Source organism: Sphingomonas sp. 2SG, from assembly GCF_005503285.1.
GTDB classification, from domain to species: Bacteria; Pseudomonadota; Alphaproteobacteria; order Sphingomonadales; family Sphingomonadaceae; genus Sphingomonas; species Sphingomonas taxi.
The window spans coordinates 1-24,506 of sequence record NZ_SCMZ01000047.1; the positions used below are offsets into that span (position 1 = coordinate 1).

Sequence of the window (24,506 nt, forward strand, 5' to 3'; positions counted from 1 at the left end):
GGATCGGGCGTCCCCGCCGGCAGCGACGCCCGATCCCGCCCGCGCCCGCCGCGACAGCATCGACGCGATCCGCGCGCTGCGCCGGCAATGGTGACCGGGGCCGCATAGGGTCGTCGCTCGCGCTCAAACTTCACCCCCGTCACTTCGGACCCGTTCTAAACCTCTGCGGAAGCCGGCATCGCCCGGAGGAGCAGCCCGGTGCTCCTGCGAAAGCAGGAGCCTAGGGCCAAGCAAAGCAACGCCTTATGGCGCTTGATACCCTGGGCTCCTGCTTTCGCAGGAGCACTGCGCTGATCTGCTGGGGATGGGAGCTTCGCAGGGGTGGCGAACACGTCCGGGGTGGCGGACCTTGTGGGGCCGCACCGACCCGCCTCGCCCGCCGCGACAGCATCGACACAATTTAAGGCGCTGCGCCGGCAATGGTGACCGGGGCGATCGCATAGGGCCGGCGCTCGTGCTCAAACTTCACCCCCGTCACTTCGGACCTGTTCCAAACCTCTGCGGAAGCCGGCATCGCCCGGAGGAGCAGCACGGTGCTCCTGCGAAAGCAGGAGCCTAGGGCCAAGCAAAGCAACGCCTTATGGCGCTTGATACCCTGGGCTCCTGCTTTCGCAGGAGCACTGCGCTGATTTGCTGGTGATGGGAGTTTCACAGGGTGGCGAACACGTCGGGGTGACGGACCTTGTGGGGCCGCACCGACCCGCCTCGCCCGCCGCGACGGGCAAAGCCTCCTTTAGCGGCCCCAAGTCTTCTGGCGATGGCATTGCGCCGTCCGATCCGGCACAGGCTCGGCCTTTGCGTAGCGAAGGCGGCGAACCAGCGATCATGATCAAGCTTACCGACGTCCGAAAGCAATTCCCCGGCGGCGCCGCGCCGGCGCTCGACGGCGTGTCGCTCGAGATCGCGAAGGGCGAGGTGTTCGGGATCATCGGCCGTTCGGGCGCGGGCAAGTCGACGCTGATCCGGCTGCTCAACGGGCTCGAACGGCCCTCCTCGGGTCATGTCGCCATCGACGGGCAGGTGATCGACACGCTGCCCGCCGCCGACCTGCGCCGGTTGCGCCAGCGCACGGGCATGATCTTCCAAAATTTCGGCCTGCTGTCGTCGCGCACGGTGGCGGGCAACGTCGGCTTTCCGCTCGAACTCGCCGGCGCGCCGCGGCGCGACCGCGAGGCGAAGGTCGCCGCCCTGCTCGACCGCGTCGGCCTCGCCGCGTTCGCGAACCGCTATCCCGCGCAGCTCTCGGGCGGCCAGCGCCAGCGCGTCGGCATCGCCCGCGCGCTGGCGACCGACCCCGCCGTGCTCTTGTGCGACGAGGCGACCAGCGCGCTCGATCCCGAGACGACGCGCGACGTGCTCGCGCTGCTGCGCGACCTCAATCGCGAACTCGGCCTCACCATCGTGCTGATCACGCACGAGATGGCGGTGGTGCGCAGCATCTGCGACCGCGTCGCGGTGATCGAGGCGGGGCGGATCGTCGAGACCGGCGCGGTCGACGCCGTCTTCGCCGCGGCGCGCCACCCGGCGACGCAGCGCATGCTTTCGGCGGTGGCGGCATGACCGGCCTGTTCGCCAATATCGACTGGTCCGAGATCGGCCGCGCCTGCGTCGATACGCTGGCGATGCTGTCGGGATCGCTGCTGCTGTCGATCCTGTTCGGGCTGCCGCTCGGCGTGCTGCTCTATCTCACCGGCGAACGCGGGCTGCTCGCCAACCGGTTCGGCAATGCAATGCTCGGCGGCCTCGTCAACGTGCTGCGCTCGGTGCCGTTCATCATCCTGCTGATCGTGATGATCCCGCTGACGATGGCGCTGGTCGGCACCTCGCTCGGCGTCGCCGGCGCGATCCCGCCGCTCGTCGTCGGCGCGGCGCCTTTCTATGCGCGGCTGGTCGAAAGCGCGCTGCGCGAGGTCGACCGCACCACGATCGAGGCGACGCAGGCGATGGGCGCGACGACGCGGCAGATCGTCACCGGCGCGCTGATCCCCGAGGCCCTGCCCGGGCTGATCGCCGGCGCGACGGTGACCGCGGTCGCGCTCGTCTCGTTCACCGCGATGGCCGGCGTCGTCGGCGCGGGCGGGCTCGGCGATCTCGCGATCCGCTTCGGCTACCAGCGCTTCCAGACCGACGTGATGGTCGTCACCGTCGTGCTGCTCGTCGCGCTCGTCCAGTCTATCCAATATGGCGGCGATCGTCTCGCCCGCCGCGTCACCCGCCGTTGAAGGTCCTGCCGATGAACCGTCGTACCCTGCTCACTGCCCTGCCCGCCGTCGTGTCGCTCGGCCTGCTCGCCGCCTGTTCGGGCGGCGCCAAGCCCGATGGCGCGACGCTCACCGTCGCCGCCACCGCGGTGCCGCATGCCGAGATCCTCGAACAGGTGAAGCCGCTGCTCGCCAGACAGGGGCTGACGCTCGATATCCGCGTGTTCAACGATTACGTGCAGCCCAATCTGCAGGTCGACCAGCGCCAGATCGACGTCAATTACTTCCAGACCAAGCCGTATCTCGACCAGTTCAACGCCGCGCGCGGCACCCATCTGGTGCCCTTCGCCGGCATCCACGTCGAGCCGCTCGGCGGCTATTCGCGCCGCTACAAGACGCTGGCGCAGCTGCCCGACGGCGCGGTGGTGGCCTTGCCCAACGAGCCGAGCAACGGCGGCCGCGCGCTGCTGCTGCTCCAGCGCGCCGGGCTGATCCGGCTGCAGGAGCCGACCAACGCTTTGTCGACGCTGCGCGACATCGCCGCCAATCCCAAGCATCTGCGCTTCAAGGAGCTGGAGGCGGCGACGCTGCCGCGCGTGCTCGGCGAGGTCGATCTGGCGATGATCAACACCAATTACGCGCTCGACGCCAAGCTCAACCCGACCCGCGACGCGCTGGTGATCGAGGACGCCAAATCGCCCTACGTCAATTTCGTCGTCGGCCGCGCCGGCGAACAGAACGACCCGCGCGTCGTCAAACTGATCGCCGCGCTGCGCAGCCCGCAGACCAAGGCGTTCATCGACAGCCACTATAAGGGCGCGGTGCTGCCGGCGTTTTGAGGCGACGGGGGCGGCTTTTCCACCCCGCCAGCCTCAATCTGAACACAAGCGCGGGGCAGAAGCGCGGCGTCGTTGAACCGGGATTGCTGCCTGCCTCATGCCGCGTGTGTTCCGCCATCTCAGCGTCTTCGCCCTGCTCGCCGCCGCCGCGTGGCGGGTCGAGGCGGCGCCGTCGCAATTCGATCTGGTCGGGCCGCGGCTCGACATCGCGGTCACCCATGACGGCGCGACGCTGCCGCTCGCCTGGGTGCCCAATCTCGCCGAGGGCGACCGGGTGTCGATCAAGCTCGACCTGCCGCCCGCCGGCAGCGAGCGCTTCCGGCTGGTCGCGGTGTTCCTGCGCGGCGCGGTCGAGCGGCCGCCGCGCGACTGGTTCCACGATACGCTGGGCGGCAAGGGCAAAGGCGGCGACCTGTCGCTGATCGTGCCCAAGGGTGCGCAGCAGCTCGCGCTGTTCATCCTGCCCGAAAAGGGCGGCAGCGCCGATGCGGTGGCCAGCGCGGTGCGCAAACAGCCCGGCGCCTTCGTGCGCGCGGTGCAGGACCTCAACCAGGCGACGCTCGACCGCGCGCGGCTCGACACCTTCCTCGACGTATTGCTCCAGGCCGAGCGCGAGGATCCGGCGAGCGTCGGCGCGACCTCGCAGGTGCTCACCCGCAGCCTGTCGATCAAGCTGAAGGCGGAATGCCTGCAACAGCCCGCCGAGCTGCAGGCCGCCTGCCTGACCGGCGATCGCGAGACCTTGCTGTTCGCCGACACGCACAGCTCGGCGCTCGCCGACACGCTGACCGGTGCGCCGACCGACCTCGCCTTCCAGCTCAGCGCGACGCCGCAGGCGGGCTATGGCTTCTACAGTTCGTATATCGGCGTGGTGCGCGACATCTTCCGGCTGTTCGGCGCCTTCCAGTCGACGCAGCTTCAGTTCGTGCCGGCACTGGCGCGGATGGGCGACAGCCGGATCACCCTGCTGCTCAACACGCCGCTGTCCTTCGCCAAGCCGGCATCGGTGATGGTCGTCGGCCTGCCCGCGATCGAGGCCGCCAAGCCGCCGCCGCTGCGCCGTGGCGAGGGCGCCGGCCTGCTGTGCGCGGCGAGCGGCGCGGTGCTGCCGGTCGAGGGCGCGCCGCTCGTCTATGCGACGCGCTATGCCCGCGACGTCATGGTGCGCGTCGCCGGCGCCGGCGGCGCGTCGGTCGACCTGCCCGCGCATGCCGACGCCCGCCGCGGCGGATATGTGCTCGACAAGGGGCTGCCCGACGCCGGCTTCACCGGGCCGGTCGGCGCGCAGCTGCACGGCAATTGGGGGTTCACCGCCTTCGACGGGCCGCGCTTCACGCTGTCGCGGCCGCAGGCGAACCTGTGGGCGGCACCCGCCAACACGACGTTGGTGGTCGGCCGCACCAACACGCTCGCGCTCGCCGGCGAAGGCGCCGGCTGCGTCACCAGGGTCGAGATGCGCCGCGGCGACGGCGCCAGCGAGACGCTGGACTGGAAGCAGGACGGCCAGCGCGGGATCGTCGTCGACGTGCCGCTCGACAAGGCGACGCCCGGCCCGGTGACGCTGACCGTCACCGGTGCGGCCGGCGCGGCGCCGGCGACGATCACCTTGCCCGCCCTGCAGGAGATCGGCCGGCTCGACGCGCTGACGATCGCGGCCGGCGACGATGCGGCGATGCTGACCGGCTCGCGGCTGGATCAGGTCCGCGAGGTCAGGCTAAGCGGCGTCACGCTGACGCCGGGGGCGCTGACCCGGTCGGACCGGGCGGATCAGCTGACGCTCGCCGCCGCCGATCCCGCGGCGTTGCGCGCGCTCGCCGCCGGCAGCCGGATCGTCGCCGACGTCACCTTCGCCGGCAACCGCCACAAGACGATCGCGGTGACCGTCGGCGCCGCACGGCGCACGCCGCTGGTGCTCCAGCGCAGCGCGCAGCCGGTGCCGCACGCGGGTGTGCTGCCGATGACAGTGCAGCCCGACGGCGTGTTCGCGCAGGACGCGCGCCTCACCTTCGCCTTCCGCCTCGATCCCGCGACGCCGCTCACCGGCAAGGAGGTGGTCGAGATCGCCACCGCCGATGGCCAGACGACGAGCCGGCTGACCGCCGGCAAGGGCTATGACCTGCAGGATGCGACGACCGGCATCGGCACGATCGTGCCTGCCGAGGCGCTCGGCCCGTTGGTGCACGGCGCGCTGCGCCTCCGCATCGTGCAGGATGGCGTGGCGACGCGCTGGGTTCCGCTCGGCAGCGTCGTCCGCCTGCCCGAGCTGCGGTCGATCGCCTGCACGGCGGCGGGCCGCTGCACGGTGACCGGCGACCGGCTGTTCCTGGCGCAGGCGATCGCCACCGACGCGCGCTTCGATGCGGCGCAGGCGATCCCCGACGGCTTCACGGGCAATGCGGTGGAGGTCGCACCGTCGGTCGCCGGGCAGAAGCCCGCCAGCCTCTCCCTGCGGCTGCGCGACGCGGGCGAGGCGATCGCGACGGTGGCGGTGCCGTAAGGAGCGCGGGACGGATCGACGTTCCTCGCCGCCGCAACCGCGTTATCCTCTCCCCGTCACCCCGAGGGCCATCGCATATGAGGATTTGGGTGAGTTTGCCGTCTTCAAACCCCGCCCGTCACCCCGGACTTGTTCCGGGGTCCACTCCGCGGCGAGGAGAAAGGCTTGAATCGCCACCATTCTCTCGCGGCCGGGTGGACCCCGGAACGAGTCCGGGGTGACGAATTCTATGAGGACACCGATCGAACCTCATCGCCTCAGCAAAATGCGATAGCCCTGCCGTCACCCCGGACTTGATCCGGGGTCCCGCCAGGATCTTTACCGTGCCGATCGGGAGGAAGCGGGACCCCGGGTCAAGCCCGGGGTGACGGGCGGGGGCCGCTGGGATCGGGACTGTCGATCCGGCCTAGCTGGGCCGGGCGTGGCGGAGGCGGACGAGGCCGCAATGCGAACAGCGGTGGACCGTCGTTCCCGGCCGGTGGGTCGCCGGCTTGATCGTCCATTTATGCAGGCCGATGCGGCAGCGTAGAGCAGGCATGATACGCTCCTCAAAAGCCCATGGTATTGCGCCCGCTGCTATGGAATGATGCTGAACCAAGTGTTTATCCAAGGTTCAGCGCGGTCGGATACGGCGAAAAGTCAGTCCCGCGACCGTCCGGCACCGGCGCGGGCACCGGCCATCGTCCGCGACAGGCGACGGCGGGCATCGCTGCGCAGCGCACGCCGCTGGCGATGCCGGCCATAGCCATAGGTCGCGACGGCAGCGACCGTGGCCGCCGCCGCGACGATGAAATAGGTCATGCGTGCCCCCGCAATACAGCCCGTCGGCTCCGGCCCTAGAGCGGCGGGTGCGACGCCGATACCGGCGCGGCCATTGCCCGTGTGCCACTGACTGTTGCCATCGTGTCAGCGCGCCCGTCCAGCCGCCGGCAAGACGGGATATTAACCTATTTTCCGTAGCAGGAGCCATGGCTTCCGTAGATCCCACCCCCTATCCGTCCTGGCTCGCGCAAGAAGAGCGCCAGGCGGAGCGCCTCGCCGTCGTCTGGCCGGCGACGATCTCGTCGATGAAGTTCGATGCGGAGGCATGTTCGATCAGCGACATCACCCATCTGGGATGCCGGATCATGCTGGCGCATCGCGTCACGGTCGGCACCTATGTGACGATCGACATGCCACAGCTGACCAAGCTGGAAGGCTGGATCGCATGGAACCGCGAGCATGAGGTCGGCGTGGAGTTCAGCCATCCGCTGCCGGTCGACGTGCTCAGCGACATCGAGGTGCGGATGCAGGCCGGGCCGCCGCATTGATCTTACCGTAGCTTGTTGATTTTCCATATCAATGGAAGTTAAACAGATGACCTTGGGGGGAGAAGGTCATGCCGCGCACCTTGACACCGTCGGATGGTTCGGTGCGGATCGTGAGCACGACGACCACGACCAAGCTCGCCGAGCGGATGCTCGCCGCGGCGCAGGTGGTGGCGGAGGCGCTGCCGCACGGATTCAACGCGCCGTTGCCGACCAATATCCTGCTCGCGCTGTTCGTCGCCGAGGAAGCGGCGCATTATCCGTCGGAAGCCGAACTCGGCGGGCCGCCCGCGACGACCGAACGGTGGGTGATCGCGCTCGCCCAGGCCGGGCTGATCGAACGGCGCGACGGCCTGCTGGCGCTGTCGAAACTGGGGTACGAGATGGTCCAGACGATGCTGGAACGCTTGTTCGAGGCGCAACGCCGGCTCGATTGACCGCGGCAAGTCTCTGCTGCCATTGCCCCGCCATCTTTGCTAGGATCCCGTCATGCTAAGAACACGGATGAAGCGGCTTGCCGATCGCGGCGAGCTGGCGGTGCAGCGTCTCGCCGACATCGAAACCTCGATCCTCCAGCTCGGCGACGAGGATCTGCTTGACCTCGCCGATATCTTCAACGCCTCGGCCGACACGCCGCTCGGCGCGATCGCGGTGGCCGAGATGACGCGGCGCGGCATCCGCCTGTAGCGCCGCCGCCGCACCGGCCGCGGCTCACTCGACCAGCGCCACCTCATAGGCCGGCAGCGTCAGCGTTCCCGCCACCGCGCGGCCGCCGATCATGTCGCGACCCGGTTTGGCGAGCGGCACCGCGACCGGCGCCGTGGTCGTGTTGACGTACATCGTCCGCCCCTCGACCGTTCGCGCGACGACCCCGGCGGGCGTCTTCGGCCCCGGCACTATGCCGGTCCCGGCATAGAGCGAGCGGAGCAGCGGGCCGAGCAGCGCCGCCTGCGGCGCGGTCGCCAGATAGATGGCGCGCCCTTTGCCGAAGCGGTTGACGGTGATCGCCGGCGTCGGCTGCGCGAGCCCGTCGAACATCGCGAGCGGCCTGGCGGTCGAGGGTTCGAGGATCTCGTAATAGCCGTCGGTCGCGGTCGCCGTCGCGCCGTTCAGCGTCACCTTGAGCGGCGTGGCGGCGCGGTAGAAGGCGTTGGTGCGCAGCCCGAACACATCGGTAAGTCGCCCGGGCAGCGGCGTCGCGAACCATTTGCCGGTCTCGTCCGCCTTGGCGGAATAGCCGGTCATCACCACGGTGCCGCCGCCCGCAACATAGCGCCGCACCGCCGCGGCGGTCGGCGCGTCCATGATATAGGCGCTCGGCAGCACGACGAGTTTGTAGGCGTCGATCGGGTCGTGCGCGATGTCGATCACCGCGGTGTCGACATTGTCCTCGAACAAAGGCTGGAACGCCGCCTTGGCCTGATCGACGTAGCTGCCGGCGAAATATTGCTTGATCGTATTGGGGCCGGGCGGCGGGCTGACCAGCCAGTTGGTCTCGAACGAATAAGCGATCGCCACCTGCGGCTGTACGTCGCGCGGGAAGCCGAGCGTCTTCATCCTGCCGAACTCCTTGGCGATCCGCGCGAATTCGGCGACCTTCCACGACGGCCGGTCGTCATGGTCGAGCAGCCCGAACAACGATTGCTCCTCGCCGCCGAGATGCGAGTTGAACGTCCAGGCGAGGAAGGTCTGCGCATAATTGAGCAGGCCGAAATAGGCCCACATCCGCGACCGGTCCGGCGTGCCGTAATCGCCGCCGCCGCCGGCGGTGAATTCGTTGAACCACACCGGCGTCCGGTGTCCCGCCTTCATCATCATCACCTGGAACGCGGCGCCGAGCGCATCGCCCGGATAGAAGCCGAGCGCGCCATAGGTCGCATAGCGGTTCCACGACCGCAGATAGTCGAAGCCCTTGTTGCCCGCCTCCGGCCACAGGTTCGATGCGGTCGGCAGGTGCGGGGCATATTGCCGGCGGACGCCGTCGAGATCGTCGAGCGCGGCGATCGTCTGGTCGGACCAGAAACGATGGAGGTCGAGATTGCGCTCGTTCGGTCCCGGCCCGTTGCCATAAGGAATGTCGACGCCGTCCCAATCGGCGATGCGCCGCGACCAGCGCTGCGTCGCCCAGGCGGTGTTGAGCGCCTCGATCGTGCCGTATCTTTGCTTGAGCCAGCCGACGAACCGCTGCCGGACCCCGTCCGAATAGGACATCGGCGAGCTGCCGACCTCATTGTCATAGCCGATCGCGATCACCGCGGGATGATGCGCGTAGCGCTTGAGCATCTGCTCGGCGAGCGCATGGACGTGCCGGCGGTAATCGGGATCGCTGATGTCGTCCCAATAGCGGCTGGCGGCGTGCAGCCGCGCGCCGTCCTGATTGATCAGGTCGACGCCGGGATATGTCTTGTGCAGCCAGCCGGGCGCGGGCAGGCCGGGGATGTCGAGCACCACCCGGATGCCGGCGCGGTGCATCTGGTCCATGACGCTGTCGAACCAGGCGAAGGTATAGCGCCCCTCCTCCGGCTCGAACGAATCCCACGACAGGTCGCCCATGCGGACCATCGTGAAGCCCGCGCCCTTCATCACCGCAATGTCCTGCGCGATCTGCGCCGGCGACCGGTCGACCGGCTGGTAGCAGGTGCCGACGAACAGATCGCCCTTGCCGGGCCAGTCGGCGCGCATTGCGGAATCCTGCGCGTGGACCGCGGGGGCCGGCGCCGCCGCCAGCAGGAGCGCACCCGCCGCGAGCGCGAAGGATTTGATCGGGATCATGATTGTACTTTCGATTGTCTTTAGGATCGCCGCTCAGGCGAAGCTGATCTCGAACACGCTGGCGTGGCGGGTCGGCAGCCGGTCCGGTCGTTCGATCACCAGCGCCTGGCCGGTCTGTTCGAAGCGGATCGCGCCGCCGTGGCCGAGCAGGCGCACCCGCCGGATCCGGCGCGGATCGTGCGGATTGCCCTGCGCCAGCGCCTTGATCGCGGTCGCGCCGGCGGGCTCGCCGAGCGTGATCGCGTACAGCCGGCCGCGTTTGGTGGTGAAACGGATGTCCTGTGCGACGTAGCTGCCGTCTTCCTTGAAGCTGCCCGCCACCGCCTCGGTCGGCCCCTCGCCATGGATCGTCCACGGCCGCGTGCCGTGGATCGCCTCGGCATTGACCGCCATCCATGCGGCGAGTTCGGCGAGCAGCGTCTCCGACTGCGGCGGCAGGCTGCCGTCGGCGTGCAGCGCGACGTTGAGCAGCATGTTGCCGTTCTTGCTGACGATGTCGGCGAGCATCGCGATCACCTGCGGCGGCGTCTTGAACTTGTCGTCGACATTGTCGAACCAGTCGCCGTTCGACGTGTCGGTCTGCCAGGCCAGCGGGTTGATGCCGGCGAGTACGCCGCGCTCGACGTCCTGGACGCAGGCGCCCTTGTAGAAATCGCCCGAGCCCTGATCCTTGCAGGTGTAGACCGCGTCGAGCTTGCCGTGGCGGGCGATGCTGCTGTTGTAGAGATGCGCGACCAGCGACCGGCCGGTAGCGCCGAACGGCAGGCCGCCGTCGGAATAGAGCAGGTCGGGCTGGTAGCTGTCGACGAGGTCGCGGATGCGCGCGAACCACAGCGCATGATAGGCCGGATCGTTGGTGTACCAGCTGCCCGGTTTGTTGGTGTAGGGCTCGTCGTGCGGCTTGTGGTAGAGATCGGCGAAGCGCGGATCGGCGCCGTCGTAATCGACGCCGAGCTTCGGCCAGAACTGGTCGTAGAGATGGCTCGGATACCACCAATTGTGGCTGGCGCCGAGATGTTCGGAGACGCCGAAGCGCAGCTTGCGGCGCGTCGCGGCCTTTTGCCAGTCGCCGACGATATCGCGCTTGGGTCCCATCGTGACCGCGTTCCAGCGATGATGCCGCGACTTCCACAGGTCGAAATTGTCGTGATGAACGCCCATCGACACGAAATATTTGGCGCCCGCGGCGGCGTAGCGGTCCATCAGCGCTTCGGGATCGAATTTGTCCGCGGTCCACAGCGGAATGATGTCCTTATAGCCGAATTCGGACGGATGGCCGTAGGTGGCGAGGTGATGCGCGTAATGCGGATGACCCGGCACGTACATGAAGCGCGCGTACCAATCGCCCCGCCGCGGCACCGCCTGCGGCCCCCAATGCGCCCAGATGCCGAACTTGGCGTCGCGGAACCAGTCGGGCGTCTGGTAGGTGCTGAGCGAGTCCACCGTCGGCTGGAAGCGGCCGGGGGCGATCGCGGGCAGCGGTGCGGCGGCGACGGCGCGCGCGAACGGCCCGGCGGCGAGCCCCGCGCCGAGCGACGCCCCCAACAATTCGCGCTTGCTGATGCCCGCCATGTCTCTCTCCCGCGCCGCTCGCCGCCAGGTCGGGCGCTCGGTCAAGTTATCATACTTGCAAATGTATTTTCATTAGGCAAGCGATCTTCCGGGCATTCTATGGCAGGGCGAGTCCGTAGAACCGCCGGGCGCTGTCGGCGAACAGGCTGCGCTCGCCGGCGGGGTCGAGTTCGGCGAGCGTGCGGGCGGCCTGGAACCAGCTGCCGTAATCGTCGCCGCTAAGGTGCAGCACCGGCCAATCGCTGCCCCACATCAGCCGCTCGCCGAAACAGGCGACGAGATGCGCGACATAGGGCGCCAGAGCCGCGGCGGGCTCGCCCGGCGGCTGTTCGGTGCGCAGGCCGGACAATTTGCACCAGACGGTGTCGCACGCCGCCAGCGCGGCGATCTCGTCGCGCCACGGATCGAGCCCGCCTGCCGCCGCGCTCGGCTTGGCGGCGTGATCGATCACGATCGGCAGGTCGGGCCAGCGATGCGCGAAGCGATGCAGCGCGCTGAGATGGCGCGGCTGGACCAGCGCGTCGAAGCGCAGGCCGTGCGCGATCATCGCCGCGATCGCATCGTCCAGCGCCGGTTGCAGGATCCAGTCGGTGTCGGCGATCGACTGGAGCATCGGCCGTAGCCCGCGCAGCTTGGGGGCGGCCGCCAATTGCGCGATCCGGCGCGGCGCATCGGCGGCGGCGAGATCGACCCAGCCGACCAGCGCGCCGACCAGCGGCTCGGCGGCGGCGATCGCGCAGAGCCGGTCGGTATCGGCATCGGTCGGCTGCGACTGGACGAGCACCGTCGCGGCGAGATCCACGCCGCGACTGTCGGCGCGCAGATCGGCGATGGCGAAGTCACGGTGGATCGCCGGCAGGCTCGCATCGGGCCATTGATGCCCCGGCCAGTCGAGCCGCCAGACATGGTGATGCGCGTCGACCACCCCGGCGATCGCGGTGCTGCCTGCCGTTCCGATTGCCACGTTCCACCTCGCCTTGTCGTGAAAGATCGTCGCCTTTCATAGTCTTACCGCGGCGACAAGGCCGCCGGGCGGCACGTCAGGGCTGTTCGTCGAGCGAATAGACGCGCTCCGCCGCGACCCATTTCTCGCCGTCGGGGGCGAACGGCAGCCGCCGCTGGAAGCGCTCCATCAGCGCTTCCCAGGCCTGGACGTCGGGGTCCGCCGCGTCCGCCGCCGCCTTTGCCGCGGCGGAGAAATCGGGGCCGGTTTCCATGATCATCGCGAGCCGGTCGCCGACGTGCCAGATCTCGAGCGATTCGATGCCGCTGGCGCGAATCGACCGGTTGATCGCGGCGGGAGGCCCACCGGCGCGGTGCCAGTCGCGATAGGCCGCGACCGAGGCCGAGGACGGATCGATGTCGAGGAACAGAAGGTGGCGCGTCATCGTCGGCATTCTCGCTGCAAGTGCTTGGGGATACGGCAACATCGCCCGTGCGCCGGGATGCGGCAAGGCGCGCGTGCCGCCGCCTCGCGCAGCTCGGCGCGCATCCGGCAGCGGCGAGCGATTTGACAGCCGCCTGCGGTCCCCGCATGGCGACGGCGAACGGAGGAGGGCCAGATGGCATCGGGTTCGAAGACGACCTACGCGGCGCCGGCCGTGGAAAAGGCGTTCGAGATCTTCGAACTGCTCGAAACGCAGCCGAGCGGTATCCTGATCAGCGAGATGGCGGTGCGGCTCAACCGTTCGGTCGGCGAGCTGTTCCGCATCGTCGTGGTGATGGAAAAGCTCGGCTATCTCCAGAAATCGAGCAAGGACGATCGCTATTCGGTCGCCTACAAGCTGCTCGACCTCGCCTATCGCGCGACGCCCGCGCAGGATCTCGTCACCGCCGCGCGTGCCGCGATGCGGCGCCTCGCGATCGATACCGGCCAGTCCTGCCACCTCGTCGTCATCAACGACGGCAGCGGCCTCGTCATCACCCGCGAACAGAATCCGGGCACGCGCGGCTTCTCGCTGCGGCTCGGCGCCGGGATCGACATGCTGGCGAGCTGTTCGGGCAACGTGCTGCTCGCTTTCTCCTCCGACGAGGCACGCGACCAGGTGCTCGCGCAGGCGATCCCCGCGGCCCGCACACCGGTCGATCGCGCGGCGCTCGACCGGCAATTGGCGCAGGTCCGCGCCCGCGGCTACGATCAGCGCAAGAGCCCGATCACCCGCGGCGTCACCGACCTCAGCTTCCCGATCTTCGGCTTCGACGGGCAGGTCGCGGCGGCGCTGACCATCCCCTTCCTCGAACTGATCGACGGATCGCAGACCGTCGACATGCAGGCGGCACGCGAGCATCTGCGCAACGCCGCCGCCGACATCTCGATCGCGATGGGCTACCACCCCTCCTGACCGGTTCGCCGCGCGTCGGCGATCGGTGCTTGCCAGACCCGACGTTCTTTCATATTTGCAAGCTGACTTGCAAATAGAGGCTGGCTTTGTGTTGACGATCGTGTGCCAGCAACCCTTCGACCTGCAGGCGGTCGAGCGCGACCCGCCGCAGGCGGGGCCGGGCGAACTGCTGGTCCGCATTCGCCGCGTCGGCCTGTGCGGCACCGATTACCATATTTACGCGGGCAACCAGCCGTTCCTCGCCTATCCGCGGGTGATGGGCCACGAACTCGCCGGCGAGGTGATCGAGGCGCCCGCGGGCAGCGCCTTCCGCGCTGGCCAGCGGATCACGATCAACCCCTATCTCGCCTGCGGCGTCTGTGTCGCCTGTCGCGGCGGCAAGCCCAATTGCTGCGTCACCGTCGCGGTGCTTGGCGTCCATGTCGACGGCGGCATGGCGGAGGTGATCGCGATCCCCGAACGCGCCGCGATCGATGCGACCGGGCTCAGCCTCGACCAGGCGGCGATGGTCGAATTCCTCGCGATCGGCGCGCATGCGGTCGCGCGCGCGCGACTGGCGGCGGGCGAGCGCGTGCTGATCCGCGGCGCGGGACCGATCGGCATCGCCACCGCCTTGTTCGCGCGACTGGATGGCGCGCACGTCGTGCTTTGCGACACGCGCGCCGCCCGGCTCGACCATGCCCGCGACCGGCTCGGCTTCGGCGATTGCGTGCTCGCCGACGAGGCTGCCGCGGCGCGCCTCGCGGTGCTGACCGAGGGCAGCGGCTTTGCGACGGTGTTCGACGCCACCGGCAGCATCGCGGCGATGAACGCCGGCCTCGCCGAGGTCGCGCATGGCGGCAGCTACGTGCTGGTCGGCGTCGCCAAGGGTGACCTGATCTTCGCCGACCCAGACTTCCACAAGCGCGAGACGACGCTGCTCGCCAGCCGCAACGCGCTCGCCGCCGACTTCGCCCGCGTGATCGACGCGATCCGGCAGGGCGCGATCGACACCGATGCTTTGCACACGCACAGCGTCGCCGCGATCGACCTGCCGGCGGAACTGCCGCGGCTGGTGGCGCAGGCCGATCGGGTGCTCAAGGCGATCGCGGCGTTCTGAACGCGCCGCGCTGTGCGCGTTTCCGATGGGGCGTGGCGGCTTGTCGATGCGCGGGTTTCCACGTTCGACGTATCGCGTGCGGCTCCGCCCTTCGACAGGCTCAGGGCTAACGGAGAGGGGTCGGGTATGCGTTCCACCACCGCTCCGCCGCCTCTCCACCACTTCTCCACAAACCCTCTATCCCCGTTCATGCTGAGCTTGTCGAAACATGGGGCTCGACAAGAGGCGGGTGCGATTGCGGCACCCGCCCTTCGACAGGCTCAGGGCTAACGGAAATGAGGGGTTCGGCATCCGTTGAGCCCCCGCTCCACCACCCTTCAACCAACCCTCCACCACCCGTTCGTGCTGAGCCTGTCGAAGCACGGGGTTCCACAAGCGGCGCGTCTGCTTGCGGCGCCGCCCTTCGACAGGCTCAGGGCTAACGGGAATTAGGTGCGGGCGACCCTGAACTCACCATTCGATGCCGATCTTGCCGAAATGGCTGCCGTCCATCTCATACTGGAACGCCTCGGCGAGCCGGTCGAGCGGGAAGCGGCGGTCGATCACCGGGCGGATGCCGGTCGTCTCCAGCGCGCGGACGAACTCTTGCTGCTCGCGGCGGCTCCCGACGATCAGGCCCTGGAGCCGCGCCTGCTTGCCCATCAGCGCCGCGGTCGGAACCTCGCCCGATATGCCGGTGAGCACGCCGATCAGCGAGATATGCCCGCCGACGCGCACCGCCTCGATCGACTGGGCGAGCGTGCCCGGGCCGCCGACCTCGACGACGTGGTCGACGCCGCGCCCGCCGGTCCAGTCGCGCACCGTCCGGCCCCACTTCTCGTCGCTGCGATAGTTGAGCGTGAAGTCGGCGCCGAGCGCCTCGGCGCGCGCCAGCTTCTCGTCGGACGACGAGCTGATCGCGACGCGCGCGCCCATCGCCTTGGCGATCTGCAACGCCCAGATCGATACGCCGCCGGTGCCGAGCAGCAGCAGGGTGTCGCCCGCCTTGATCTGCGCATCGACGACGAGCGCGCGCCACGCGGTCAGCCCCGCGGTGGTGATCGTCGCCGCCTCGACCGCGTCATAGCCCTTGGGTGCATGGGTGAAGGCGGTGGCGGGCAGGACGACGTGCTCCTGCGCGAAGCCGTCGATGCCGTCGCCCGGCGTGCGGCTGAAATCGCCGACGGTCGGGGTGCCGTCCTGCCAGTCGGGGAAGAAGCAGGAGACGACCATGTCGCCCACGGCGAACTCGCTCACGCCCTCGCCGACCGCCTCGACGATCCCGGCGCCGTCGGCGAGCGGGATGCGGCCATCGGCGCTCGGCATCCGGCCGGTAGCGATGCCGAGATCGTGATAGTTGAGCGAGCTGCCGTGCAGCGCGACGCGGATCTGCTGCGGGCCGGGCGCACCGGGATCGGCGCGCTCCGCGAAGGCCAGCCGGTCGAGGCCGCCGGGGGCGGGCAATGTCATCGCTTTCATCGGGAATTCCTTATGCTCGATGACCCGAACGCGTCAGATCGCATCGCTTTCCCAAAAAGCCGACGGCTGCGTTGCCGGCCCGCAGCGCCTCGGCTAAGTTGGCCAAAATATTGGGAGAAATCGCGATGCCCATCACCGTCAACGGATCTTCGGTGCCGCTGCCCGACGACCCCCGCGTCTCTCTGCTCGACCTGCTGCGCGAACGCCTCCACCTCTCCGGCACCAAGCTCGGCTGCAACCAGGGCGCGTGCGGCGCCTGCACCGTGCTGGTCGACGGAGAGCGGATCGTCTCGTGCCTCGCGCTCGCGGTGCAATATGACGGCCGGTCGGTGACGACGATCGAGGGGCTTGCCGATGGCGAGACGCTGCATCCGCTGCAAGCCGCCTTCATCGCGCATGACGGCTTCCAATGCGGTTACTGCACGCCCGGACAGATCTGTTCGGCGATCGGCATGGCCGCCGAGCTGGAACGCGGCATGCCGAGCCACGTCACCGCCGATCTCGGCGCCGCGATCACGCTCGACCGCGACGAATTGCGCGAGCGGATGAGCGGCAATCTGTGCCGCTGCGGCGCGCATAACGGCATCGTCGATGCGATCCTCGACGTCTACGCCCCCGCGGCGGACGACCGGGCGGTGGCGGCATGACCCCCTTCACCTTCGCCCGCGCGACCGCCACCGACGAGGCGCTCCGCCTCGCCGCGGCGCCCGACGCCCGCTATCTCGGCGGCGGCACCAATCTGGTCGACCTGATGCGCGAGACGATCGAGCGTCCCGCCGCGCTGGTCGACGTCACCGCGCTGTCGACCACGATCGAGGAGACCGAGCAGGGCGGGCTGCGCATCGGCGCGGGCGTGCGCAACGGTACGCTCGCGGCGCATCCCGTCGTCCGCAGCCGCTATCCGATGCTCAGCCGCGCGATCCTGGCGGGCGCCAGCGCGCAGATCCGCAACATGGCGACGATCGGCGGCAATCTGCTCCAGCGCACCCGCTGCACCTATTTCTACGACGTCGAGGGCTCGCGCTGCAACAAGCGCCAGCCCGGCCAGGGCTGCGACGCGATCCATGGCTTCAACCGCATCCATGCGATCCTCGGCGCGTCGCCCGCCTGCGTCGCGACGCATCCGTCCGACATGGCGGTGGCGCTCGCCGCGCTCGACGCGACCGTCCATCTCGCCGCACCGGGCGGCACCCGCACGCTGCCGCTGACCGAGCTGCACCGCCTGCCCGGCGATCATCCCGAGATCGAGACTTTGCTCGAACCCGGCGAGCTGATCACCGCGATCGAGCTGCCCGCGCTGCCGCTCGCCGCGCACTCGACCTATCGCAAGGTCCGCGACCGCGCGAGCTATGCCTTCGCGCTGATCTCGGTCGCCGCGGCGATCGAGGTGCGGGACGGGCGGGTCGCGGACGTCCGCCTCGCGCTCGGCGGCGTCGCGCACAGGCCGTGGCGCGCGACGCAGGCGGAGGCCGCGCTGCGGGACGGCCCGGCGACGCGAGCCGCCTTCGAAGCGGCGGCGGCGGCGGAACTCGCGGCGGCGCAGCCGCTGCGCGACAATGGCTTCAAGATCGAACTGGCGCGGCGGACGATCGTCGCCGTGCTCGCCGACCTCGCGGGAGTGGATTCATGAGCATCGTCGAAGACGCCAAACAGGCGGTAAAGGGCGCCGCGCAGGCCGCGATGCAGACCGCGGTGCAGATGGCGCCGGACAGCTGGATGCCCGGCGGCCGCCCCGATCCGCTGATCCGCCAGCAGCACGGCTTCGTCGGCAAGCCGATCTCGCGGCTCGACGGCGCCATCAAGGTGCGCGGCATCGCGCCTTATGCCGCGGAATTCCCCCTCGATCGCATGGCCTATGCCGCGTTGGTGTTCAGCACCGTCGCCAAGGGCCGCATCGCCACGCTCGACACCGCGGCGGCGGAGGCCGCGCCCGGCGTCGCGCTGGTGATGACCTATCGCAACGCGCCGCGGATGGCGCCGATGCCGCTGTTCATGACTTCGGAGAAGGCGTGCGGCGGCAACGACCTGCCGATCATGCAGGACGACCGCGTCTATTGGAACGGCGAGCCGGTCGCGCTGGTGCTCGCCGAGACGCAGGACCAAGCCGATCATGCCGCCTCGCTGATCCACGTCGATTACGTCGCCGAAGCCTCGGTCACCGCGCTCGACGAGGCCAAGGCCAACGGCACCGAACCCGGCCAGTTCATGGGCCAGCCGCTCAAATACGAGAGCGGCGACGCCGACGCGGCGCTTGCCGCCGCACCGCATCGCGTCGATGCGACCTACACCACGCCGCGCCACAGCCACAATGCGATCGAGCTGCACGCGGTCACCGTCGTCTGGGAGGGCGAGACGCTGCGCGTCCACGACGCGTCGCAGATGGTCGCGCATATGGCCTGGTCGCTCGGCCATGTCTTCGGGCTCGACGAGGATCAGGTCCACGTCACCTCGCCGTTCGTCGGCGGCGGCTTCGGCGGCAAGGGGCTGTGGCAGCATCAGGTGCTCGCCGCCGCCGCCGCAAAGCTGTCCGGCCGGCCGGTGCGGCTGATGCTGTCGCGCGAGGGCGTCTATCGCATCGTCGGCGGCCGCACGATCACCGAGCAGCGCGTCGCGATCGGCGCGCAGGCGGATGGCGGCTTCGACGCGCTGGTCCACACCGGCACGGTGGCGATGAGCCACCACAATGTCCTGCCCGAACCGTTCATCCTGCCGACGCGCAGCGCCTATGCGAGCAAGACGATGAAGCTCGACGTCGAGGTCGCCTATCTCGACATGGTCGCCAACACCTTCATGCGCGCGCCCGGCGAGGCGGTCGGCACCTTCGCGCTGGAGAGCGCGATCGACGAACTCGCCGTGGCGATGGACATCGATCCGATCGAGCTGCGGATGCGCAACGAGCCGGAGAAGGACCCGACCACCGGCGCGCCCTTCTCGTCGCGCGAGGTCGAGAAGGCCTATCGCGACGGCGCCGCCCGCTTCGGCTGGGCGCAGCGCGGCAAGCCCGGGGCGCGGCGCGAGGGCGAATGGCTGGTCGGCATGGGCGTCGCCACCGCCACCTATCCCTATTACCGGATGCCCGGCGGCGCGGCGCGGATCACGCTGACCCGGCACGGCCATGCCACGGTCGACATCGCCGCGCACGACATGGGGATGGGCACCGCCACCGCGCAGACGCAGGTCGCCGCCGACCGGCTCGGGCTGGAGATGGAGCAGGTGACCTTCCGCTACGGCGACAGCAGCCTGCCCGGCGTCGTCATGGCCGGCGGGTCGCAGCAGACCGCGGCGATCGGCGCCTCGGTGATCGCGGCGCATCGCGCGTTGGTCGGCGAGTTGCTCAAGCTCGCCGGCAACGATTCGCCGCTCGCCGGGCTCGATGCCGACGAGGTCGGCGGGATCGACGGCGGCCTCGCCAAGCTCGACGAGCCGACGCGGCACGAAAGCTATGCCTCGATCCTCGCGCGCGCGCAGCGTGACACGGTCGTGGTCGAGGCGACGCCGCCGATGCCGCTCGAGACGATGCATTGGTCGATGCACTCGCACGGCGCGATGTTCTGCGAGGTGCGGGTCAATACGGTGACCGGCGAGGTGCGGGTCAGCCGCTTCCTCGGCTCGTTCGACTGCGGCCGCATCCTCAATCCCAAGACCGCGGCGAGCCAGTTCCGCGGCGGCATCATCATGGGGCTCGGCCTCGCGCTGATGGAGGAGACGCAATATGACGAGCGCAACGGCCGGATCATGAACCCCAGCCTCGCCGAATATCACGTGCCGGTGCACATGGACGTGCCCGAGATCGAGGTGATGTGGACCGACATCCCCGATCCCCACACGCCGATGGGGGCACGCGGCGTCGGCGAGATCGGCATCACCGGCGTCGGCGCGGCGGTGGCGAATGCGGTCTTCAACGCCACCGGCAAGCGCATCCGCGACCTGCCGATCACCCTCGACAAATTGCTGTAGGGCGAGGCGGATTAAAGTCCTCCCCCGCCAGGGGGAGGAATTTCTTCATACGAACGTCGGTTCTACAGAGGTCAAGCGATCCCGCTAACCCGCCATCCGCGGCCGGAACAGCTCGCCCTTCTCCACCACCCAGATCAGCGCAAGCACCGCAACGCCGATCAGCAGATAGCCGATCGCCAGCGGCAGCGTCGTGCCGGCATAGGACTGGCCGATCGCCGAGCCGACCAGCACCGCACCGATGCTGGTGATGAAGCCCTGCACCGACGAGGCGGTGCCGGCGATATGGCCGACCGGCTCCATCGCCATCGCGCCGAAGTTCGATCCGCACAGGCCGATGCAGGTCATGCTGAGCGCCTGCAGGATCATATAGCTGGTCAGCGTCTCCTGCCCCGCCTGGATGACGATCAGGTGGACGACCGACAACGCGATCAGCGCCAGCACCGCCGTCTGCGAGATCAGCCGCGTCCCCAGCCGCTCGACCAGCCGGCTGTTGGCGAAGGAGGCAACGCCCATCGAAAAGGCGCAGATCGCGAACAACAAGGTGAACCGCCGGCCTGCGCCGAATTCGTCGACGAAGATCTGCTGCGCCGAGGAAACGAAGGCGATGATCCCGCCGAAGGTCAGCGCCGCGGCGATCGCATAGCCGATCGAATAGCGGTTGGTCAGCGTCAGGCGATAGCTCTGCCGCAGGTTGGCGAGCGACAGCGGCAGCCGCCGCGCCACCGGCAGCGTCTCGGGCAGGCGGACCAGCGACCAGGCGAGCACCAACGCCGCGAACCCGCCCAGCGCGTAGAAGATGAACCGCCACGGCCCGAAGGCGAGCAGCCCCTGGCCGAGCGTCGGCGCGAGGATCGGCACGATGAAGAAGATCATCTGCGCGATCGACATGGTCCGCGCCATCTGCCGGCCCGAGGCGCCGTCGCGGACGATCGCGACCGCGAGCACGCGTGTCGAGGCCGACATCAACCCCTGCAACAGCCGCGCGCCGAGCAGCGCGGCGAAGGTCACCGAACTCGCCGCGAAGACGCTCGCCGCGATGAAGCCGAGCAGCGTCGCGATCAGCACCGGCCGCCGCCCCAGCCGGTCGGCGAGCGGCCCGTAGACGAGCTGGCCGGCGCCGAAGCCGACCATGTAGACGGTCACCACCCATTGCCGGTGGTTGGCCGCGCTCACCAGCAGGTCGCGGCCGATGTCGGCGAGCGCCGGCAGCATCAGGTCGACGCCCAATGCGTTGACCGCCATCACGGCGGCGATGAACGCGACGAACTCGCGCGGGTGCATGCCGGGTGGCGCGGGATGATCGGTCATGGCCGCGCCTATCGGCGGCATCGTGCCGCATCACAAGGCAGGGACCGGGCAAACTGCTGTAAATCTATGCATTATGCGCTCCGGCCTGTTACCGCGCAGCAACATCGTTACCGAAATATTGCCATTATGGTTCTTGCCCGGCGCTGCGATATGGCCGCGCGGCAACAATCCTGCATATTCCTCCTGCGACGCCGCAAAGGGCGCAAGACAAGGGGAATGAGCAATGCGTGCAACGACGTGGATGATGCGATCGTCGAGCCTGGCGATGATGGCCGGGCTGGCACTGTCGGCGCAGGTCGCCGCCGCGCAGCTGGCGACCGATCCGCAGACGCCGACCGCCCCCGCCGCGACCGAGGCCCCCGCCGAGGACATCGTCGTGACCGGATCGCGCATCCGCCGCGATCCGCTCGACCAGCCCTCCCCGGTCGTCACCATCGACGATAGCGCGATCGCGCGCACCGGCCTGTCCTCGATCGCCGACGTGCTGCAGCGGCTGCCGGCCTCGTCGGGCGGGCTCAACTCCAAGTTCAACAGCTCGGGCAATTTCGGCAACCCGCCCGACGGCGGCGGCGTCGGTGCCGGCTCGGCGGTGCTCGACCTGCGCTATCTCGGTGCCAAGCGCACCCTGGTGCTGGTCGACGGGCTGCGCTTCGTCAACGGCGCCTCGGCGAGCGGCATCCCCGCCACCGTCGATCTCAACTCGATCCCCTCGTCGATGATCGAACGCGTCGAAGTGCTGCAATCGGGTGCCTCGCCGCAATATGGTTCGGACGCGATCGCCGGCGTCGTCAACATCATCACCAAGCAGAGCCAGAAGGGCTTCAAGGGCTCGGCGCAATACGGCCAGTTCCTCGGCGACAATGACGGCAAGACGCAGGATTACCAGCTCAGCTACGGCGTCGGCGGCGACGACGTGCATGTCGTCGCGGGCGGCTATTACACCAAGCAGGAATCGGTCAGCGCCGCGAACCGCAGCATCTCGCAATTCCCCAATCCCGGCCAGACGAGCTGTGCGGACCCGATCGGCGGCTGTTCCAGCTTCACCCCGCTCGGCCGCTTCCTGGTCAACGGCCAGAACATCACGTTGCGCGGCCCCGTCGCCAGCGGCCGCCCGGTCTACGACCCGACGCTGGCGACCGGCGACTTCAAGGCGTTCACCGCCGCCGACCGCTACAATTTCGCGCCGTTCAATTACTTCCTGACCCCGGTCGAGCGCTTCGGCGGCTTCGTCAACGCCCGCGCGCGCTTCTCCGACGCGATCAACCTCAGCGTGAAGGCGGTCTACAACCGGCGCAATTCGCAAAATCAGGCGGCCTTCCTGCCGCTCGGCATCGGTCCCGACGTCGGCAACGGCAACATGCTCGACGGATTGTCCGTGGACGCCACCAATCCGTACAATCCGTTCGGCGTCACGCTGACCCCCGGCCAGAATTATACCGCGATCTTCCGCCGCCTGGTCGAGGCGGGGCAGCGCACCTACAGCCAGCAGGTCGACACGATGTCGCTGACCGGCACGCTCGACGGCAAGTTCCGGATGTTCGACCGCAACTGGTATTGGGACGTCAATGCGGTGCTCGGCTATAACGACGCCAAGCAGCTGTTCACCGGCAACATCAACGCCGCTCGCCTCGCCCGCGCGATCGGCCCGGTCAGCCAGTGCACCGACGAATGCGTGCCGTTCAACTTCTTCGGCGGCGTCGGCTCGATCACCCCGGCGATGCTCGGCTATATCGGCTTCGACGAGCGCGATCGTAGCCGCCAGACGCTCAACGATTACACCGCCAATCTGTCGGGCGAATTGTTCGACCTGCCCGGCGGCCCGGTCGGCATCGCGGTAGGCTACGAACATCGCTACCAGTTCGGCAGCTTCACCCCCGATCCGATCATCCAGGCGGGCCTGGGCGCCGACATCCCCGCGCAGGCGGCGAGCGGCCGCTTCAACGTCGACGAGGTCTATGGCGAAATCCGCCTGCCGTTGCTGCGCGACCTGCCCGCCATCGCCTCGTTCGAGCTGAACGGCGCGGTCCGCCATTCGAATTATTCGACCTTCGGCAGCAACACGACGTTCAGCGGCGGCGCGTTGTGGAAGCCGTTCAACGATTTGCTGCTGCGCGGCCAATATGCCGAATCGCTGCGCGCGCCGTCGATCGGCGAACTTTATGGCGCGCAGTCGCGCTTCGACGCGACGATCGACGATCCCTGCACCAGCGCGGCGGGTGGCCTGTTCCCGTCGAACGCCACGGTGCGCGCCAATTGCGTCGCCAACGGCGTTCCCGCCAGCGGCAGCTATGCCGAACCGTCGGGCCAGTTGCCGGTGCTGACCGGCGGCAACCCCGACCTGCGCCCCGAAACCGCGCGCACCCTGCTGTTCGGCGGCGTCTACAGCCCGCGCTGGGCGCGCAACGGCACGCTCTCGGCGCTCAGCCTCGAGGTCAATTATTACGACATCAAGGTCGATGGCGCGATCGCGTCGATCCCGGCGCAGGTGCTGCTCAGCCGCTGCGCCGAGACCGGTGACGCGCTCAGCTGCACCGCGATCCGCCGCGCGCCGAGCGGCATCGTCACCGCGATCAACGGCCTGCTGCTCAACACCGGCGGCGTCCGCACCAAGGGCATCGACGCGACGCTGACCGTCCGCTCGGGCGAGACCGGCGCCGGCCGCTTCGGCCTCTACGTCTCGGGCAATTACCTGCTCAAATATGCCGAGCGCACCCCGGCGACGGACGGCTTCACCACCACCGACTATGTCGGCACCGAGCGTGGTTCGCCCGATCAGGCCTATCCGCACTTCAAGGGGCTGGGCACGATCGACTGGACACTCGGCCCGGTCACCGCGAGCATCACCGCGCGCTATATCGACAACGTCCAGGAGATCGCGGCGGAGAACGAGCTGAAGAGCCGGCTGTACGGTGACGCGCAGCTGCAATTCCGCCCGAGCTGGCTCGATGCGAAATTCGCCTTAACCTTCGGCGTCAACAACGTCTTCGACAAGGATCCGCCGGCCTGCTTCAGCTGCAGCCTCAACAATTTCGACCCGACCACCTACGATATACCGGGTCGGTTCGGCTATCTGCGCCTCTCCTACGGTCTGTAACCGTACCGGGCTGCGATCGGGGGGTCGGCAGCCCGAAAGGTTCGGAACGGAACCGTTCGG

General features: G+C 68.9%; 21 protein-coding genes. 13 read left to right on the forward strand and 8 right to left on the reverse strand.

The features are described 5' to 3' along the window. The first annotated feature begins 825 nt into the window (after positions 1–825). From FFS23_RS16070 to FFS23_RS16085, 4 genes are all read left to right on the forward strand, one after another. Complete coding sequence (locus tag FFS23_RS16070; protein WP_137899393.1) at positions 826–1,560, forward strand: methionine ABC transporter ATP-binding protein; 735 nt, start codon at positions 826–828, stop codon at positions 1,558–1,560. Then, the gene (locus FFS23_RS16075) at positions 1,557–2,222 is read left to right on the forward strand and encodes a methionine ABC transporter permease (RefSeq protein ID WP_137899394.1); all 666 of its coding nucleotides are present in this window, start codon (positions 1,557–1,559) and stop codon (positions 2,220–2,222) included. The genes FFS23_RS16070 and FFS23_RS16075 overlap by 4 nt, the downstream gene beginning before the upstream one ends. A gap of 11 nt (positions 2,223–2,233) precedes the next feature. After that, positions 2,234–3,040 carry a MetQ/NlpA family ABC transporter substrate-binding protein gene (locus FFS23_RS16080; protein WP_137899395.1) on the forward strand — a complete coding sequence of 269 codons (807 nt, stop codon included), beginning with the start codon at positions 2,234–2,236 and terminating at the stop codon, positions 3,038–3,040. A 97-nt stretch (positions 3,041–3,137) separates the two neighbouring features. Next, positions 3,138–5,537 (forward strand): hypothetical protein, encoded by a 2,400-nt coding sequence (locus FFS23_RS16085; protein WP_137899396.1) that lies wholly within the window; start codon positions 3,138–3,140, stop codon positions 5,535–5,537. Positions 5,538–5,943: 406 nt separating this feature from the next. Here FFS23_RS16085 and FFS23_RS20635 read toward each other — a convergent pair whose 3' ends face one another. Together FFS23_RS20635 and FFS23_RS20205 are read right to left on the reverse strand one after the other, a co-directional pair. Beyond that, complete coding sequence (locus tag FFS23_RS20635; RefSeq protein ID WP_281177474.1) at positions 5,944–6,075, reverse strand: hypothetical protein; 132 nt, start codon at positions 6,073–6,075, stop codon at positions 5,944–5,946. Positions 6,076–6,176: 101 nt separating this feature from the next. Continuing rightward, the gene (locus FFS23_RS20205; RefSeq protein ID WP_156143869.1) at positions 6,177–6,338 is read right to left on the reverse strand and encodes a hypothetical protein; all 162 of its coding nucleotides are present in this window, start codon (positions 6,336–6,338) and stop codon (positions 6,177–6,179) included. A gap of 167 nt (positions 6,339–6,505) precedes the next feature. On the opposite strand from FFS23_RS20205, the gene FFS23_RS16090 reads away from it, so the two are divergent. The 3 genes from FFS23_RS16090 (at position 6,506) to FFS23_RS16100 (ending at position 7,531) form a co-directional block, all read left to right on the forward strand. Further along, positions 6,506–6,847: a PilZ domain-containing protein gene (locus FFS23_RS16090; protein ID WP_038665697.1), complete on the forward strand. Its 342-nt coding sequence runs from the start codon at positions 6,506–6,508 to the stop codon at positions 6,845–6,847. A gap of 68 nt (positions 6,848–6,915) precedes the next feature. Then, positions 6,916–7,281: a hypothetical protein gene (locus FFS23_RS16095; RefSeq protein WP_137899397.1), complete on the forward strand. Its 366-nt coding sequence runs from the start codon at positions 6,916–6,918 to the stop codon at positions 7,279–7,281. Between the two features lie 52 nt (positions 7,282–7,333). Next, positions 7,334–7,531 (forward strand): hypothetical protein, encoded by a 198-nt coding sequence (locus FFS23_RS16100; RefSeq protein ID WP_038665691.1) that lies wholly within the window; start codon positions 7,334–7,336, stop codon positions 7,529–7,531. A gap of 24 nt (positions 7,532–7,555) precedes the next feature. Here FFS23_RS16100 and FFS23_RS16105 read toward each other — a convergent pair whose 3' ends face one another. From FFS23_RS16105 to FFS23_RS16120, 4 genes are all read right to left on the reverse strand, one after another. Further along, positions 7,556–9,616, reverse strand: coding sequence for a beta-galactosidase (locus FFS23_RS16105; protein ID WP_137899398.1), 2,061 nt, complete (start codon positions 9,614–9,616; stop codon positions 7,556–7,558). Positions 9,617–9,649: 33 nt separating this feature from the next. Continuing rightward, positions 9,650–11,188 (reverse strand): alpha-L-fucosidase, encoded by a 1,539-nt coding sequence (locus FFS23_RS16110; protein WP_137899399.1) that lies wholly within the window; start codon positions 11,186–11,188, stop codon positions 9,650–9,652. Positions 11,189–11,285: 97 nt separating this feature from the next. Beyond that, on the reverse strand, positions 11,286–12,152 hold the full coding sequence (locus FFS23_RS16115; RefSeq protein ID WP_249340716.1) for an amidohydrolase family protein: 867 nt from the start codon (positions 12,150–12,152) through the stop codon (positions 11,286–11,288). 76 nt (positions 12,153–12,228) lie between these two features. After that, complete coding sequence (locus FFS23_RS16120) at positions 12,229–12,585, reverse strand: L-rhamnose mutarotase (protein ID WP_038665681.1); 357 nt, start codon at positions 12,583–12,585, stop codon at positions 12,229–12,231. Positions 12,586–12,750: 165 nt separating this feature from the next. Here FFS23_RS16120 and FFS23_RS16125 point away from each other — a divergent pair, with 165 nt between their 5' ends. Continuing rightward, positions 12,751–13,530, forward strand: coding sequence for an IclR family transcriptional regulator (locus FFS23_RS16125; protein WP_137899400.1), 780 nt, complete (start codon positions 12,751–12,753; stop codon positions 13,528–13,530). Between the two features lie 88 nt (positions 13,531–13,618). Further along, positions 13,619–14,629, forward strand: coding sequence for a zinc-binding alcohol dehydrogenase family protein (locus FFS23_RS16130; protein WP_137899401.1), 1,011 nt, complete (start codon positions 13,619–13,621; stop codon positions 14,627–14,629). Positions 14,630–15,079: 450 nt separating this feature from the next. Here FFS23_RS16130 and FFS23_RS16135 read toward each other — a convergent pair whose 3' ends face one another. After that, positions 15,080–16,087 carry a zinc-dependent alcohol dehydrogenase family protein gene (locus FFS23_RS16135; RefSeq protein ID WP_137899402.1) on the reverse strand — a complete coding sequence of 336 codons (1,008 nt, stop codon included), beginning with the start codon at positions 16,085–16,087 and terminating at the stop codon, positions 15,080–15,082. Positions 16,088–16,212: 125 nt separating this feature from the next. On the opposite strand from FFS23_RS16135, the gene FFS23_RS16140 reads away from it, so the two are divergent. Genes FFS23_RS16140 through FFS23_RS16150 form a run of 3 tightly spaced genes read left to right on the forward strand, consistent with a single transcriptional unit; the run spans position 16,213 to position 20,044 of the window. After that, on the forward strand, positions 16,213–16,734 hold the full coding sequence (locus FFS23_RS16140; RefSeq protein WP_052075735.1) for a 2Fe-2S iron-sulfur cluster-binding protein: 522 nt from the start codon (positions 16,213–16,215) through the stop codon (positions 16,732–16,734). Beyond that, positions 16,731–17,717, forward strand: a complete 987-nt coding sequence (locus FFS23_RS16145; protein WP_137899403.1) for an FAD binding domain-containing protein — start codon at positions 16,731–16,733, stop codon at positions 17,715–17,717. Before FFS23_RS16140 ends, FFS23_RS16145 begins: the two co-directional genes overlap by 4 nt. After that, on the forward strand, positions 17,714–20,044 hold the full coding sequence (locus FFS23_RS16150; protein ID WP_137899404.1) for a xanthine dehydrogenase family protein molybdopterin-binding subunit: 2,331 nt from the start codon (positions 17,714–17,716) through the stop codon (positions 20,042–20,044). The genes FFS23_RS16145 and FFS23_RS16150 overlap by 4 nt, the downstream gene beginning before the upstream one ends. Positions 20,045–20,128: 84 nt before the next feature. On the opposite strand, the gene FFS23_RS16155 is transcribed toward FFS23_RS16150, so the two are convergent. Next, the gene (locus FFS23_RS16155; RefSeq protein ID WP_137899409.1) at positions 20,129–21,325 is read right to left on the reverse strand and encodes a multidrug effflux MFS transporter; all 1,197 of its coding nucleotides are present in this window, start codon (positions 21,323–21,325) and stop codon (positions 20,129–20,131) included. 250 nt (positions 21,326–21,575) lie between these two features. On the opposite strand from FFS23_RS16155, the gene FFS23_RS16160 reads away from it, so the two are divergent. Further along, positions 21,576–24,446 (forward strand): TonB-dependent receptor domain-containing protein, encoded by a 2,871-nt coding sequence (locus FFS23_RS16160; RefSeq protein WP_249340717.1) that lies wholly within the window; start codon positions 21,576–21,578, stop codon positions 24,444–24,446. Positions 24,447–24,506: the final 60 nt, after the last annotated feature.